We start from the raw sequence: 15,508 nt of genomic DNA on the forward strand, positions 1-15,508 counted from the left end.
ACCAAAAACTGGCATCAAAAAAACAACCATCCCACGTAGCAGGAAGACGGGGAGTCCCCCACCAAGATGGCCAAAAACAACAAACAAAAACCACCAAACACACTATTGAGTTCTCAAACAACAGACTTGCTTTGACTCTGCAGCCCCGTTTCAGGGCAACCCTGCCAGCTTAAACCATCTGCGGCAGCGAGTCAAGATTTCGTCTCCCCGGCTGTCCGGGGCAACTCGATTAGATTAGGACTTCGGCGCTTGCGAAGTCAAATCCCCTGGTCAGAGGCCTTTGACCTTGGTACGCCCGTCTCAGATCAGCTTACTCGCTCGATCTCCGCACCCAAACTGGCCAGGTTCTCGACGAACAACGGGTAGCCCCGGTCGATGTGGTAGACGTCGTGCACCTCGGTGTCACCGTCGGCGACAAGGCCGGCGAGCACCAGGCCCGCACCGGCGCGAATATCGGACGCCCACACCGGCGCACTCGACAACTGCGGCAACCCACGCACCACGGCATGGTGCCCGTCTGTCCGTGCGTCCGCCCCCAGCCGGATCATCTCCTCCACGAAGCGGAAGCGCGCCTCGAATACGTTCTCGGTGATCATCGAGGTCCCGTCTGCCACGCACGCCAGCCCGATCGCCATCGGTTGCAGGTCCGTCGGGAAACCCGGGAACGGCAAGGTCGCGACATTGACCGCCTTCGGCCGTTCGTACTGCACCACCCGGAATCCGTTGTCGTGCTGGGTCACCGTCGCCCCCGCGTCGTGCAGCTTGTGCAGCACCAACTGCAGATGCGCGGGGTCCACGCCGGTCACCGAGATGTCACCGCGCGTCATCGCCGCGGCGATCCCCCAGGTCGCGGCGACGATGCGGTCACCGATGACCCGATGCTCGGTCGGATATAGCCGGTCGACCCCGGTGATGGTCAGCGTCGACGAGCCCGCACCCTGCACCTGGGCACCCATCTGGTTGAGCATGTCGCACAGATCCACCACGTCGGGCTCGCGGGCGACGTTGTGGATCGTGGTCACACCCTCGGCCAGGACCGCAGCCATCAAGATGTTCTCGGTGGCGCCGACGGACGGGAACTCCAACTGGATCTCGGCGCCCCGCAGATGGTCCGCTTCGGCCACCACGCAGCCGTGCTCGATATTGCACCGCGCACCAAGCTGGCGCAGCCCCGACTGGTGCATGTCCAGCGGTCGGGAACCGATCGCATCGCCACCGGGCAACGCGACCTTCGCCCGCTTACCTCGCCCCACCAATGGACCGAGCACACATACCGAGGCACGGAATTGTCTGACGGCGGCGAAGTCGGCGTCGTATTTCGGCTCGTCCGGAGACGTGATCCGGACGGTGGACCCGTCCAGTTCGACCGTCGCGCCCAGCCCTCTGAGCACCTCCGCCATCAACGGCACATCCAGGATGTCCGGACAGTTCGTGATGGTGCTGGTGCCCTCGGCCAGCAGCGCGGCTGCCATCAACTTGAGGACGCTGTTCTTGGCTCCCCCGACAGCGACCTCGCCTGATAACCGACTTCCACCGGTCACCACGAATCGCTCGCTCACGCGGGTCAGTGTAAGCAGACGGCGGGCCAGATTCAGAACGCCTGGCCAGGTTGCAATGCCGCTGTGACCGGTACCGTTCAACCATGGCTGTGCACCTGACCCGCATATATACCCGGACCGGTGACGACGGGAGTACCGGGCTGAGTGATTTCAGTCGCGTCTCCAAGAACGACGCGCGATTGCAGGCCTACGCCGACTGCGACGAGGCCAATGCGGCCATCGGTGTGGCCATCGCGCTCGGCAATCCGGACCCGGCGCTGGCGGCGGTGCTCCGCCAGATCCAGAACGATCTTTTCGACGCGGGCGCCGATCTGTCCACGCCGGTTGCCGAGAATCCGCAGTACCCACCGCTGCGCATCTCCCAGGACTACATCGATCGCCTGGAGGCGTGGTGCGATCAGTTCAACGAGGGGCTGGCGCCGTTGAATTCGTTCATCTTGCCGGGCGGGACCGCGCTCTCGGCTCTGCTGCACGTCGCCCGCACGGTAGCGCGGCGCGCCGAGCGGTCCGCCTGGACCGCGGTCGATCAGTACGGCGACGTGGTGAATGTGCTGCCGGCGAAATACCTCAACCGGCTCTCGGATCTGTTGTTCATCCTGTCCCGGGTGGCCAATCCGGACGGCGACGTGCTGTGGCAGCCAGGTGGTGGGAAGAAGGACGACGCCGGCGCCTGATCAGCCGGTGCGCCGCCGCGAACGGCGCGATGGGCGGGACTCCACCCACGAGGTGAAGGCGGTCAGCGCGCCGCGGTCGAGGGCCACCTCGTAGCCACGGCCGGAATCCCGCAGTTCCAGGATCACGATCTCCCGGGTCATGATGTCGAACTCGTCTCCCCGGGGTGAACGACGGCCGACCACTTCCAGCGCCAGCCGGCTCAACCGGCGATCGGGCCACCACCGGATACTCGACAGCCGGTAGAAGCCGGCTTCGCCGCCGCGATAACGCATCACACCGTGGCGCCACCCCTGCCCGCCGGCCGCGGGGTAGTCACGCAGGATCGCCGCGGTGCCGCCGACCTGACGCAGTTTCCACAGCCGGTACACCAGCGCGACGACGGCCACCGCCAAGACGCCGATGAGCGCGACCATGATCCACATGACCGCGCTCATCGACAGGGAACCTCTAGTCGAGTTGTCCGACAGCGCGCAGGCGGGCGCGCCCCCATGCGGCCTTCGCGGGGTCATCGGATTCCGAATCCCGCTTGGCGGCATCGGCATCGACTTCGGACTCGAACTGGGCGTTCTCGACCAGGATGCTGACGCCGTTCTCCGTCACCGACAGGAAGCCGCCGTCGATGGCGATCCGCAGATCGTCCTCGCCCTCGCGCTCCACCCGGACCATCGCGTCCTCGACCAACTGTGCCACCAGCGGGATGTGCCGCGGCAGGATGCCGATCTCACCCGCGGTGGTGCGGGTGAAGACGAATGTCGCCGTACCCGACCACAGCGCGCGCTCGACCGCGACGATTTCGACGTCCAATTCAGCCACAGCACACCACCTTTCGCAGCTCTCGAGCTAGATCGATCACAGCTTGGCGCCGAGGCTTTCGGCCTTCTTCGCCAGGTCGTCGAGACCACCGATGAGGAAGAACGCCTGCTCGGGCAGGTGGTCGAACTCGCCCTTGGCCAGCTTGTCGAACGCCTCGATGGTCTCCTTGAGCGGCACGGTCGAACCCGGCTGGCCGGTGAACTGCTCGGCGGCCATCATGTTCTGGCTCAGGAAGCGCTCGATCTTACGGGCGCGGTACACCAGCACCTTGTCCTCTTCGGACAGCTCGTCGATACCGAGGATGGCGATGATGTCCTGAAGATCCTTGTAGCGCTGCAGGATCCGGATGACTTCCTGCGCGACGCGGTAGTGCTCGTCGCCGACCACGCTGGGGTGCAGGATCGTCGAGGACGAGGCCAGCGGATCCACCGCGGGGAAGATGCCCTTGGAGAACACCGCACGGGAGAGCTCGGTGGTGGCGTCCAGGTGGGCGAAGGTGGTCGCCGGGGCCGGGTCGGTGTAGTCGTCGGCGGGCACGTACACGGCCTGCATCGAGGTGATCGAGCGACCGCGGGTCGAGGTGATGCGCTCCTGGAGCTCACCCATCTCGTCGGCCAGCGTCGGCTGGTAACCCACGGCGGACGGCATACGGCCGAGCAGCGTCGACACCTCGGAACCGGCCTGGGTGAACCGGAAGATGTTGTCGATGAACAACAGCACGTCCTGGTTCTGCTCATCGCGGAAGTACTCCGCCATGGTCAGCGCCGACAGGGCGACGCGCATACGGGTGCCCGGCGGCTCGTCCATCTGGCCGAACACCAGCGCGGTGTCCTTGAGCACGTTGGCATCCGCGAGCTCGACCCACAGGTCGTTGCCCTCACGGGTGCGCTCCCCGACGCCGGCGAACACCGAGGTGCCACCGAAGTTGCGGGCGATGCGGTTGATCATCTCCTGGATCAGAACGGTCTTGCCGACGCCGGCACCACCGAACAGGGCGATCTTGCCACCACGCACATACGGGGTGAGCAGGTCGACGACCTTCAGACCGGTCTCCAGCATCTCGGTGCGGGGCTCCAGGTCGGCGAAGGCCGGCGGCTTGCGGTGGATGGACCAGTGCTGGAAGTCCTTGCCGTAGCCGGGATCGTCCAGGCAGTCACCCAGGGCGTTGAACACGTGGCCCTTGACGCCGTCGCCGACCGGAACGGAGATCGAGGCACCGGTGTCGGTGACCTCGGTGCCGCGCACCAGACCGTCGGTGGGCTGCATCGAGATGGTGCGCACCAGGTTGTCACCGAGGTGCTGCGCCACTTCGAGCGTCAGGGTCTTGGCCAGGGCGCCGTAGCTGATGTCAGCGTGCAGCGCGTTGAACAGTTCGGGCACGGAGCCACGCGGGAACTCGATGTCCACCACCGGACCGGTGATGCGGACGACCCGACCCGTCGTGGTCTTCTCTGCGGTAGCAGTCATTTCTCTTCTTCGCTTCCTACGGGGCTTCTGTAGTTGATCCGGCTAGCGCGCGTCGGCCAGCGCGTTGGCGCCGCCGACGATTTCGCTGATTTCCTGGGTGATCTGAGCCTGGCGCTCGCGGTTGGCCGCCAGCGTGAGCGCCTTGATCAGATCGTCGGCATTGTCGGTGGCCGACTTCATGGCGCGCCGGCGCGAAGCCGACTCCGAAGCTGCCGCCTCCAGCAGCGCCGCGTACACGCGGGTGGCGATGTAGCGGGGCAGCAACGCGTCGAACAGTGTCTCGGCGTTCGGCTCGAACGAGTACAGCGTGTGCGGGCCGGTCTCGGCCTCGCCGACGTACTCGACGACCATCGGCGCGATCCGCAGCGCCACCGCGGTCTGCGACAGCATGGACCGGAACTCGGTGGACACGATGTGCAGTTCGTCGACGCCGAGGATGCCGTCGGCGCCCGGATCGTCACCCTCGTCGTCGGCACCGGAGAGGAACGCCTCCACCAGGGTGTCGGCGATCTCCTTGGCATTCTCGTAGGTGGGCCGCTCGGAGAAGCCGGTCCACGACTCGGTCACCGCGCGCTGCCGGAAGCTGTAGTAGCCCAGTGCCTTCCGGCCGACCACGTACAGCACCGGATTCTTGCCCTCGTCACGCAGCAGCGAGAACAGCTCCTCGGCCCGGCGCAGCACATTGGCGTTGTAGCCGCCGCACAGTCCGCGGTCCGAGGACACCACCAGCACACCGGCCCGCTTGGGGCTCTCCCGCTCGACGAGCAGCGGGTGGTCCAGCGCGCTGGCACCGGCAAGCTCGGTGAGCATGTTGGTGATCTGGGTGGCGTAGGGCCGGGCCGCTTCGACTCGGGCCTGCGCCTTGGCGATTCGCGACGTGGCGATCAGCTCCTGGGCCTTGGTGATCTTCTTGATCGACCCGGCGGAGCGGATACGTCCGCGTAGCTCGCGCAGTGTGGCTGCCATGTGTTACCTAGGCCTTCTTGGGAGCAGGCTTGCGGACCTTGACCGATTCCTTCTCCAGGTCCTCGGGGTCCAGTGCTTCCGCATCGGCTTCCTTGACCACCACGGAGCTGCCGTCGGAGGCCGAGAAGCCCTTCTTGAACTCGTTGATCACCGAGACCAGCTTCTCCTCGTTCTCCTCGGAGAGCTTCTTGGTGTCCTTGATCGCGGTCAGGATGTCGGAGTGGCTGGCCTTCACGTGCTCCAGCAGCTCGTCGACGAAACGCGAGACATCCTCGGCGGGAACCGAATCCAGGTGACCCTGGGTACCCAGGAAGATCGACACCACCTGGTCCTCGACCGACAGCGGGCTGTACTGGGGCTGCTTGAGCAGCTCGACCAGGCGAACACCGCGGTCCAGCTGCGCCTTGGAGGCCGCGTCCAGATCGGAGGCGAAGGCGGCGAACGCCTCCAGCTCGCGGTACTGCGACAGGTCCAGACGCAGCGAGCCGGCGACCTCTTTCATGGCCTTGATCTGCGCGGCGCCACCGACGCGGGACACCGACACACCGACGTTGACGGCCGGTCGCACACCCTGGTTGAACAGGTCGGACTCCAGGAAGCACTGGCCGTCGGTGATCGAGATGACGTTGGTCGGGATGTAGGCCGAGATGTCGTTGGCCTTGGTCTCGATGATCGGCAGGCCCGTCATCGAGCCACCGCCGAGCTCGTCGGACAGCTTCGCGCAACGCTCCAGCAGACGGGAGTGCAGGTAGAAGACGTCACCCGGGTACGCCTCGCGGCCCGGCGGGCGGCGCAGCAGCAGCGAGATGGCACGGTAGGCCTCGGCCTGCTTGGTGAGGTCGTCGAAGACGATCAGCACGTGCTTGCCGTCGTACATCCAGTGCTGGCCGATGGCCGAACCGGTGTAGGGGGCAAGCCATTTGAAGCCGGCGGGATCGGAGGCGGGGGCCGCGACGATGGTGGTGTACTCCATCGCGCCACCCTCTTCCAGCGCGCGCTTCACGCTGGCGATGGTGGTGCCCTTCTGGCCGACGGCGACGTACACGCAGCGCACCTGCTGCTTGGGGTCGCCGGTCTCCCAGGCCTCACGCTGGTTGAGGATGGTGTCGACGCAGACGGCGGTCTTGCCGGTCTTGCGGTCACCGATGATCAGCTGGCGCTGCCCGCGCCCGATCGGGGTCATGGCGTCGATGGCCTTGATACCGGTCTGCAGCGGCTCGCCGACGCCCTGGCGCTGCACCACGGACGGGGCCTGCAGCTCGAGGGCGCGGCGGGTGTCGGCCGCGATGTCGCCCTGGCCGTCGATCGGCTGGCCGAGCGGGTTGACGACGCGGCCCAGGAAGGCGTCGCCGACGGGCACCGAGAGCACCTCGCCGGTGCGCTTGACCTGCTGGCCCTCTTCGATCTTCTCGAACTCGCCCAGGATGACGGCACCGACGCTGTGCTCGTCGAGGTTCAGGGCCACGCCGAGCACGCCGCCCGGGAACTCCAGGAGTTCCTGGGTCATGACCGAGGGCAGGCCCTCGACGTGGGCGATACCGTCACCGGCGTCGACGACGGTGCCGATCTCTTCGCGCTCGGTGTCGGCGGAAAACGAGGATACGTAGTCCTCGATGGCACCTTCGATATCAGCAGCCGAGATTGTCAACTCTGCCATGGTTTTTCGTCTTCCTACCTAGTTCTTCGGGGTGGTTCGTGGGGTGCGCAAGCGCTCGTCAATCCGGCAGGCCGGTTTGGGCGGCAGCCAGTCGTGATGCGATGGAGCCGTCGATCACCTCGTCACCGACGGCGATGCTCAGACCGCCGAGCAGGTTCGGATCGACGTGCAGCTGGATGGCGACCGGGTGGCCGTAGATGCGGGTGAGCACCTCGCTCAACCGCGCGTGCTGGGCCGCGGTCAGTTCGGCGGCGGCCGTCACGTGGGCGACCAGTTCGCCGCGGCGGGCGACGGCCAGTTCGGCCAGGTCCAGGACCGCGTCGTCGGCACGCGCACCGCGCAGCAGCCCGATGGTCTGCGCCAGCAGGGCCTTGGCCGTGTCGGTCGCGCCGGGAAGCACCTTGTCCAGCAGGGCAACTCGGCCGTCCACCGGCGCGGTGTAGTCGCTGAGCAGGGCGCTCAGTCGCGGCTCGGAGTCCAGGATGCGGCCGACCCGGAAGAGCTGGTCCTCCACTTCGTCGACCTCGCCGGCCACCTGGGCCCGCTGCAGCAGCGCCAGCCGTGCCGTGTACTCGATACCGTCGACCAGGTCGGCCTCGGCGGACCACCGCTGCGAGGCGGCGGTGCGGACCAGTCTGAGGGCCGGCTCGCCGATCTTGCCGCTCAGCAGCCGATCGACCAGTGCGGCCTTCGCCTCCCCGGAGTCGGCCGGTTCGGCCAGATGCTTGACGAGCGTGTGCTGGGCGATCAGCAGCCGCGCCACCGCCGCCAGGTCGGCAGCCAGGGTGGTGAGGCCGTCGGCGTCCAGACCTGCTGCCACGTTGTCGAATTCATCGGTCAGCGCCGCAACGGCCGCCCGGCTCGCCGCCCGCAGGCCGGCCGTTGCCGCGGTGTCGACCACCGCGGTGGACGGCGCCATGGCACTGAGGTCGGCCAGGAAGCGGTCCACGGTGGAGGCCTGCGCCGCCGGATCGGCGACGTGGGCGCGCACCAGCTCGGCGGCCTTCTGCACGGCTTCGTCACCGAGACCGTGGCGCAACTGGCGGACCAGCTGCTGACGAGCCAGCTGGATCTGCTGTGCGCCCTGGGCCTTGATCCGCTCCGCGTCGACACCGGCCTGTTCGGTGAGCGAGGCGGTGATCCGCACGGAGTCCTGACGGGCCTCCTCGGTGACCTTGGAGGACTCCGCGCGGGCATCGGCCAGCGCCTTGGCGTGCATGGCGTCGGCGTCGGCGAGCTTGCGCGCTGCCTCCGCACTCTCGGCCAGAGCGGTGCGAACGGCTTCCTGCTGCTTGGCCATGAGCGCCTTCACCGGCGGCACCACATAGCGCCACAGGATGTAGACGATCACGGCGAAGCCGATCAGCTGTCCGATGAAAATCGACATCTACTTGTTCCGTCCCGAATTCACGTCGACGCCGAGGATGCGGCTGGCGAGGGTGGCCGACAGTTCGTCGACCGAGGACGCCAGCTGCCCCTGGGTGGCCGAACCTTGTTGGGCCAGCTCGTCATTGGCCCGGCGTACGGTCTCTGCCACCTCACCGCTGGCCTCGGCCCGCTTGGCGTCCACGACCTGTCGGCCGGCCGTCCTGGCCTCATCGCGGATCGCGGAGGCTTCGGTACGGGCGTTGGCCATCGCCTGCTCGTATTCGGCTTGCGCGGCCGCGACCTGCTCGGCCGACTTCCGGCTGTCCGCGGCGGTCTTGGCCAGCATGGCTTCCCGCTCGGCGAGGACCTTGCTGACCGGCGGCACCACCCATTTCCAGATCACGCCCAGCACGATCAGGAAGATGATCAGCACGGCGAAGAAGGTGCCGTTGGGAAGCAGGAAGTTGTTGCCCCCGCCGCCGCCTTCTTCCGCAGCCTGGCTGGAAGCCAGGATGTTGATGCCGTCCCTCAGGACAGTCGAATCGAGTTCACCCATGCTTGCGGATTACTAGCCCGAGTACGCCGGCGTGGCGAAGACGAACAGCGCCATGAAGGCCAGGTTGATGAAGTACGCGGCTTCGACCAGACCGACGGTGATGAAGAACGGGGTGAACAACCGGCCCTGGGCCTCGGGCTGCCGGGCGATGCCGGAGATCAGCGCGTTACCGGCGATACCGTCACCGATACCGGCGCCGATCGCGCCGCCACCCATGATCAGGCCGCCGCCGATCAGCGCACCCGCCGTGATGAGGGCGTTTGCATCCATTCCTATTTCCTCCTTGATAGCTGGTGGCGGTGCCACCAGGACTGCTGGTCGTACGGGTTAATCAGTGGTGAGCGTTCTCGTCATCGTGGTCCAGCTCCATCGACTGGCTGAAGTACAGGATCGTCAGCAGCGCGAAGATGAAGGCCTGGATGAGGCCGACGAAGAGGTCGAAGGTTTTCCAGATGGCGTTGGGTGCCCATTGGATGTACCAGGGGAACATCGCGATCAGTGCCACCAGGATGCCGCCGGCGAAGATGTTGCCGAAGAGTCGCAGTGCCAGCGAGATCGGCTTGGCCAGTTCCTCGACGATGTTGATCGGCGCCAGGATGCTGACGTGGCCCTTGAGCACCTTGATCGGGTGGCCGATCAGGCCGCGGCGCCAGAAGCCGGCGGCGTGGTAGCAGATGAACACGAACATCGCGAGCGCCAGCACGAAGTTGATGTCCGAGGCCGGCGGCTTGTACCACTCCGCGGCGGCACCGTCCGGTCCGCCGTACTGCAGCGGCAGCACCGCCAGCCAGTTCGAGATCAGGATGAAGGCGAACAGCGCGATGGACAGCGGCAGCACGAAGGGGGCGATCTTCATGCCGATCGAGCCCTCGATCTGCTGGCGCATCTGGATGGTCAGCGCCTCCCAGAACAGCTGCACGCCACCGGGCACGCCGGTCGAGGTGACCTTGGCCTTCAGGAAGAAGGCCAGTCCGATGATGATGACGGCCGTGATGGCGGTCGCGAGGATGGTGTCGCCGTTGAACGTCATGCCCAGCCAATCGAACACCATGGTGTGATGCCCGACGTGGATCGCGGCGCCGCCGCCTCCTTCGGCGCCCTCTGCGGCGAGAACGGTCTCAGTCATCTGTGTCTGCTCAATCCTTCGGTTCCGTGCCAGGAGTGCCGGCGGTGGCTTGCACGTCGAGCCCGTCTTTGCGGATCTTCTTCAGCACCGGAAGGCTGGTGGCCAGCACCAGCAGTGCCTGGAAGATCGCCAAGCCGAACAGGACGGCAATCCCGCCATGTGCCTTGAAGACGATTGCGATTGCCAGCGCGACGGCGGTGATCACCAACAGCCGCGTCGCGGAGTTTATGGCCATCTTCTTCTTGAGTGGGTGCTCCTCTGCCGTGATCGACTCGACGGCGCGGCGCACCAGCAGCGCGTTGAGCAAACCCAGACCGAGACCGACGCCGAAGAACACGCCGAAGAAGATGTGGCCGGTGAATCCGGCGGCGAGAATGGCAAGAGCCGTGAGCACGACGCAGACGACGAACAGACGCAACGGACGGAAGGCCACGGAGGGGAACACCAACGGCGCATCCTGCGCTGGCGTCGTCACCTGGCTCACCTCAATCCCGCGTCGTCGAGGGCGTTACTCATCGGTCCTGCAAAATTCCTGTGCGTGCCCGCCGAGCGTATCGGAGGGCGACGGGCGCGCTGGAATCACCCAAGGGGTAGCTCCCTTTGTCGGTCGTAAATCGGCGCCGAGCGGTCTTGCGACCGATGGGCCGGGCCGGCAACCCGTGAGGTTTTTCGGGTTATGGGCAGAACCGTACCACAAGGTAGGAGGCCCAAAAACAGGCCTACTACTTTTCGTCGTAAGTCCGTCCTATCGGCCCTCCGGCCGTCAGTCGGCGGACGGTTCCCGACGCCGCAGCAGCGGTATCAAGGTGACGATCCCGGCGACGACGATGGCCGCGAGCATGACCGCGCCGGTGTAGCGCGGATCGAAGAACGTCGTGCTGGCCGCACCGAACGCGACGATGCCGACCCACAGGTAGATCAGCAGCACCACCCGCCGATGCGAGTGACCGATCTGCAGCAAACGGTGGTGGAGGTGCATCTTGTCCGGACTGAACGGACTCAAGCCTTTTCGGGTCCGGCGCACGATCGCCAGCAGGGTGTCCAGCGCCGGGACGAACATCACCGCGACCACCAGCAGGAAGGGCGACAGCAGGGCGAACACATCCCGGGCCCCGTAGGCGTTCTGCGAGATCGGTCCCGCCGCGGTGGTGGAGGCGGCGGCCAGCATCAACCCGATCAGCATCGAACCGGAGTCGCCCATGAAGATCTTCGCGCGGTGGAAGTTGTGCGGCAGGAAGCCCAGGCAGGCGCCGGCCAACACCACCGAGATCATCGCCGGCGGGTAGAACAGCACATCGCCGCCGTGGTCGCGCAGCAGTCCGATGGAGAAGATGCAGATGGCCAGGGCGGTGATGAGTCCCAGCCCGGCGGCCAGCCCGTCGAGACCGTCGATGAAGTTCATCGCGTTGACGATCGACACCGTCAGCGCCAGGGTCAACAGGATCGAGGTGACCTGGTCGAGCACCAGCGTGCCCACCCCGCCGATGGGGATGTAGAGCACGCTCCACGCCACCCCCATCGTCACCAGCACGCTGGCGGCGGTGATCTGGCCGGCGAATTTGGTCAGGGCATCCAAGCCCCACCGGTCGTCGATCAGCCCGACGAACATGATGAGTCCGCCCGCCACGACGACGGCGGGCATTCCCGTCGAGTACACGAAACCGCGGTTGAGGGCCGGCAACTGGGAGGCCAGCAGGATCGCGAAGGCCACCCCGACGTACATGGCCAGCCCGCCCATCCGCGGGGTCGGCTGCAGGTGCACATCGCGCTCGCGGGGGTAGGCGACCGCGCCGACGCGGGTGGCCAGCACCCGGCACCAGCCGGTGGCGAAGTAGGTGATGATCGCGGCGGTCAGGCCGACCAGGGCCAGCTCGCGCAGCGGAACGCCGGCGCCACGGTCGGACAGCGCCAATGTTCCGGTGGGCAGGAGCGCAGCGACCGGGGAGGTCAGTAACGGCACCGCTTCGCTCACCACGCGGAAAACCGTACGCGACGATCCTGAGCGCGGGGTCTGCGCGTCAGCTGAGTGTTTCGGCCTCGACGCCGAGCACCTTGGCGATCTCGTCGACACCGACCGGACCTTCGCGCAGCACGCGGGGGCTCGCACCGGTGAGATCGACGATCGTCGACGCCGCGCCGCGCGGTGACGGACCGGCGTCGAGGTAGACCTCGACCCGCTCCCCCAGCTGGGTCCGGGCGTCCTGGGCGGTGACCGCGGCCGGGCTGCCGGAGATGTTCGCACTGGACACCGCCATCGGGCCGACCTCGCGCAGCAGCTCGATGGCCACCGGGTGCAGCGGCATCCGCAGCATCACGGTCCCGGCCGAGTTGCCCAGATCCCACTGCAGCGAGGGCGCATGCCGCACCACCAGGCTCAGCGCCCCGGGCCAGAACGCCTGGATGAGTTCGCGCGCCGACGGCGGCACGGCGTAGACCAGCCCGTCGATGGTGTGCCAGGACCCGACCAGCACCCCGACGGGCATGTCCCGGCCCCGGCCCTTGGCGGCCAGCAGCGCGCTCACCGCGTCGTTGTCGAAAGCGTCGGCGCCGATCCCGTACACGGTGTCGGTGGGCAGCACGACCAACCGGCCACCCTTGGCGGCGCTGACCGCCGAGGCCAACCCGGCGGCCCGCTGATCGGGGTCGGCGCAATCGAACAACTCAGACATACCCGTCAGCCTCTCACTCGATCCTGGTAGCCGTCACGAAGCGGGGCCGCCCGGTGAGGTCACGGCGGGCGGTGATGTCGGTGAACGCCGCCGCCCGGGCGAACAGGTCGGTGGTCGCGGCGGAGGTGGTGTCGTCATGTTCGACACCGATCCGCCCGCCGGGGCGAAGCAACCGGGCCGCGGCGGCGACGATCGGCCCGATCACCGACATCCCGTCCGCTCCGCCGAACAATGCATGAGCCGGATCATGTTGGGCCACTTCGGGATCCAGATCGGCACCGAGCGGGATGTACGGAGGGTTGCTGACGATCAGGTCGACCGTGCCGTTCAGTTCGGTCAACAGGGCCGGGTCGGTGACATCGGCCTGCAGCAACCGCACCGACGTGGCGCGGCAGTTCATTTCGGCATAGCGCAGCGCCTCGGCAGAATCCTCGACCGCGATGACCCGAGCGCCCGCCCGGTGGTGCGCCAGCGCGGCGGCCAGGGCGCCCGACCCGGTGCACAGGTCGACGATCACCGCGTCGGCGGGCAACGGCTGGCCCTGGGCCCATTCCAGCAGCGCCTCGGTCTCCGGCCTGGGGATGAACACCCCGGGTCCGACCTGCAGCATCAGCGGTCCGAACGCGGCGCTTCCGACGATGTGCTGCAACGGAATTCGCTGCGCCCGCCGCGCGACGAGAGCGCCGTAGCGATCGACGAACGCGGCATCCGGTTCGAATACGGCCAGCCGGCCCCGGTCCACTCCCGCGGCGTGCGCGGCCAGGAGTTCGGCGTCGACGCGCGCCGAATGGATTCCGGCGGCCGACAACTCGGCGGTCGCGTCGGCGATGACTTGCCGCAGGTCGGTGTCGGTGCGCGATCCGCCTCCGGCTTCTCGCTGACCGCTCATGCCTGCTGCAGCCGCGCCTGCTTGTCGGCGGCGGCCAACGCATCGAGCAGATCGTCCATATCGCCGTCGAGCACCTGATCGAGGTTGTGCGCCTTGAAGTTGATGCGGTGGTCGGCGATCCGGTTCTCCGGGAAGTTGTACGTGCGGATCCGTTCGCTGCGGTCGACGGTGCGGATCTGGCTGGCCCGGTCCGCCGATGCCTCGGCCGACGCCTGCTCTTCGGCCAGGGCCTGCAACCGGGCGGCGAGCACCACCATTGCGCGGGCCTTGTTCTGCAGCTGGGATCGCTCGTTCTGGCAGGTGACGACAATGCCGGTGGGCAGGTGGGTGATCCGCACCGCCGAGTCGGTGGTGTTCACGCCCTGGCCGCCCTTACCGGATGACCGGTACACGTCGATGCGCAGATCCGATTCGTCGATCTGTACCTGTTCGACGTCCTCCGGCTCGGGGTACACCAGAACGCCCGCCGCCGAGGTGTGCACCCGGCCCTGCGATTCGGTGACCGGCACCCGTTGAACGCGGTGTACGCCACCTTCGAACTTCATCCGCGACCACACGCCGTCGGCGGAGTCGCCCTTGCTGGCGATGGTGATGGTGGCGTCCTTGTACCCGCCCAGATCCGACCAGGTCTCGTCGAGCACCGTGACGGTCCAGCCGTGCCGCTCGGCGTAGCGGATGTACATCCGCGCGAGATCGGCGGCGAACAGGGCCGACTCCTCGCCGCCCTCGCCGGATTTCACCTCGAGCACGACATCGTCGGCGTCGTGCGGGTCGCGCGGGGCGAGCAGGTCGACGAGGCGAGCGTCGAGGTCGGCCACCTGCGCCTCGAGTTCGGGCACCTCGGCGGCGAACGTCTCGTCCTCGGCGGCCAGTTCGCGGGCGGCTTCGAGATCGCCGCGCGCGGCCTCCAGCTTGCGGTAGGTCGACACGATCGGCGACAGCTGGGCGAATCGGCGGCCCACCCGCTTGGCGGCGACGGGGTCCGCGTGCAGCGCCGGGTCGGCGAGCTGGCGTTCGAGGTCGGCATGCTCGGTCAGCAACGCCTCGATCGGTGATGCAGTCATGAGTGACCTCCCTCTGAACGTACCCAGAACGCAGATCGGCGCCCGGCCTGTCGCATGGGACAGGAACGGGCGCCGAAGAGACAGCTAGTTGTCGGCAGCAGCCTTGGTGTTGCGCTTGCCGTACCGCTTCTCGAAGCGGGCCACACGGCCGCCGCTGTCGAGGATCTTCTGCTTACCGGTGTAGAACGGGTGGCACTGCGAGCAGACCTCGACCACGATGTTGCCGCTGTCCTTGGTGCTACGCGTGGTGAAGGTGTTACCGCAGCCGCAGACCACGTTGGTCTCGACGTAGGTGGGGTGGATACCCGATTTCATGGTTTTCCTCTGCAATCGTTGGTCGCCGGGTCGTCCGCCCCTGACCTGGGGATGTACGAACGTGAACCGGAACCGAGGGTCAGCGGCCCATTATGCCAGGTCAACCGCCAACCGCGAAAACGTCGCGGGACGTGCCGCTATTCCCCCGTCGTGCGGGGTGTCAGCGGTGGGGTCCCTGGGTAGCCGAAAGAGAAGCCCATCGTCCGTCTCGACAGCGAATGCGAGAGGAGAGCCCGATGGATGTGATGAAGCAATTGAGCCGAGGTGCGGTGGCCGCCGGAATCGCCATCGCGGCGGTCGGGGCCGGCGCGGCGGCGGCCTGCCCGCCTCCCCCGCCACCGCCGGCCGACCAGCTGCTGCCCCCACCGCCGCCACCCGCGCCGA

17 protein-coding genes are annotated in these 15,508 nt (G+C 67.1%); 1 reads left to right on the top strand and 16 read right to left on the bottom strand.

The window, feature by feature from the left end:
- Nucleotides 1-305: 305 nt before the first annotated feature.
- Nucleotides 306-1,559, bottom strand: a complete 1,254-nt coding sequence (murA, locus tag AWB94_RS25970; protein ID WP_062659015.1) for a UDP-N-acetylglucosamine 1-carboxyvinyltransferase — start codon at nucleotides 1,557-1,559, stop codon at nucleotides 306-308.
- 83 nt (nucleotides 1,560-1,642) lie between these two features.
- Between murA and AWB94_RS25975 the strand changes: the two genes are divergently transcribed.
- Entirely contained in the window at nucleotides 1,643-2,233 is a 591-nt protein-coding gene (locus AWB94_RS25975; RefSeq protein ID WP_062659016.1) for a cob(I)yrinic acid a,c-diamide adenosyltransferase, read from the top strand.
- On the opposite strand, the gene AWB94_RS25980 is transcribed toward AWB94_RS25975, so the two are convergent.
- From AWB94_RS25980 to rpmE, 15 genes are all read right to left on the bottom strand, one after another.
- Complete coding sequence (locus tag AWB94_RS25980; protein WP_062659017.1) at nucleotides 2,234-2,668, bottom strand: DUF2550 domain-containing protein; 435 nt, start codon at nucleotides 2,666-2,668, stop codon at nucleotides 2,234-2,236.
- A 13-nt stretch (nucleotides 2,669-2,681) separates the two neighbouring features.
- Nucleotides 2,682-3,047, bottom strand: coding sequence for a F0F1 ATP synthase subunit epsilon (locus tag AWB94_RS25985; RefSeq protein ID WP_062659018.1), 366 nt, complete (start codon nucleotides 3,045-3,047; stop codon nucleotides 2,682-2,684).
- A gap of 36 nt (nucleotides 3,048-3,083) precedes the next feature.
- A complete protein-coding gene (gene atpD, locus AWB94_RS25990; protein ID WP_062659019.1) occupies nucleotides 3,084-4,514 on the bottom strand; it encodes a F0F1 ATP synthase subunit beta in 1,431 nt (476 codons plus the stop codon).
- Between the two features lie 42 nt (nucleotides 4,515-4,556).
- Nucleotides 4,557-5,480 (bottom strand): F0F1 ATP synthase subunit gamma, encoded by a 924-nt coding sequence (locus AWB94_RS25995; RefSeq protein WP_062659020.1) that lies wholly within the window; start codon nucleotides 5,478-5,480, stop codon nucleotides 4,557-4,559.
- A 7-nt stretch (nucleotides 5,481-5,487) separates the two neighbouring features.
- Nucleotides 5,488-7,137 (bottom strand): F0F1 ATP synthase subunit alpha, encoded by a 1,650-nt coding sequence (atpA, locus tag AWB94_RS26000; protein WP_062659021.1) that lies wholly within the window; start codon nucleotides 7,135-7,137, stop codon nucleotides 5,488-5,490.
- A gap of 58 nt (nucleotides 7,138-7,195) precedes the next feature.
- Nucleotides 7,196-8,524, bottom strand: coding sequence for a F0F1 ATP synthase subunit B/delta (locus tag AWB94_RS26005; RefSeq protein WP_062659022.1), 1,329 nt, complete (start codon nucleotides 8,522-8,524; stop codon nucleotides 7,196-7,198).
- Complete coding sequence (locus tag AWB94_RS26010; RefSeq protein WP_062659023.1) at nucleotides 8,525-9,061, bottom strand: F0F1 ATP synthase subunit B; 537 nt, start codon at nucleotides 9,059-9,061, stop codon at nucleotides 8,525-8,527.
- A 12-nt stretch (nucleotides 9,062-9,073) separates the two neighbouring features.
- On the bottom strand, nucleotides 9,074-9,331 hold the full coding sequence (locus AWB94_RS26015) for a F0F1 ATP synthase subunit C (RefSeq protein ID WP_036395845.1): 258 nt from the start codon (nucleotides 9,329-9,331) through the stop codon (nucleotides 9,074-9,076).
- Between the two features lie 61 nt (nucleotides 9,332-9,392).
- The gene (gene atpB, locus AWB94_RS26020; RefSeq protein WP_062659024.1) at nucleotides 9,393-10,187 is read right to left on the bottom strand and encodes a F0F1 ATP synthase subunit A; all 795 of its coding nucleotides are present in this window, start codon (nucleotides 10,185-10,187) and stop codon (nucleotides 9,393-9,395) included.
- Between the two features lie 10 nt (nucleotides 10,188-10,197).
- Nucleotides 10,198-10,662: an ATP synthase subunit I gene (locus tag AWB94_RS26025; RefSeq protein WP_062659041.1), complete on the bottom strand. Its 465-nt coding sequence runs from the start codon at nucleotides 10,660-10,662 to the stop codon at nucleotides 10,198-10,200.
- Between the two features lie 288 nt (nucleotides 10,663-10,950).
- Nucleotides 10,951-12,147 (bottom strand): glycosyltransferase family 4 protein, encoded by a 1,197-nt coding sequence (locus AWB94_RS26030; protein ID WP_409365992.1) that lies wholly within the window; start codon nucleotides 12,145-12,147, stop codon nucleotides 10,951-10,953.
- A 58-nt stretch (nucleotides 12,148-12,205) separates the two neighbouring features.
- On the bottom strand, nucleotides 12,206-12,856 hold the full coding sequence (locus tag AWB94_RS26035) for an L-threonylcarbamoyladenylate synthase (RefSeq protein WP_062659025.1): 651 nt from the start codon (nucleotides 12,854-12,856) through the stop codon (nucleotides 12,206-12,208).
- A gap of 13 nt (nucleotides 12,857-12,869) precedes the next feature.
- Nucleotides 12,870-13,745 carry a peptide chain release factor N(5)-glutamine methyltransferase gene (gene prmC / locus AWB94_RS26040; RefSeq protein ID WP_062659026.1) on the bottom strand — a complete coding sequence of 292 codons (876 nt, stop codon included), beginning with the start codon at nucleotides 13,743-13,745 and terminating at the stop codon, nucleotides 12,870-12,872.
- Entirely contained in the window at nucleotides 13,742-14,809 is a 1,068-nt protein-coding gene (gene prfA / locus AWB94_RS26045) for a peptide chain release factor 1 (protein ID WP_062659027.1), read from the bottom strand. The genes prmC and prfA overlap by 4 nt, the downstream gene beginning before the upstream one ends.
- Before the next feature lie 84 nt (nucleotides 14,810-14,893).
- Nucleotides 14,894-15,124: a 50S ribosomal protein L31 gene (rpmE, locus tag AWB94_RS26050; RefSeq protein ID WP_062659028.1), complete on the bottom strand. Its 231-nt coding sequence runs from the start codon at nucleotides 15,122-15,124 to the stop codon at nucleotides 14,894-14,896.
- Between the last annotated feature and the right edge of the window lie 384 nt (nucleotides 15,125-15,508).

The organism is Mycolicibacterium canariasense, from assembly GCF_002101555.1.
Classification (GTDB): domain Bacteria; phylum Actinomycetota; class Actinomycetes; order Mycobacteriales; family Mycobacteriaceae; genus Mycobacterium; species Mycobacterium canariasense.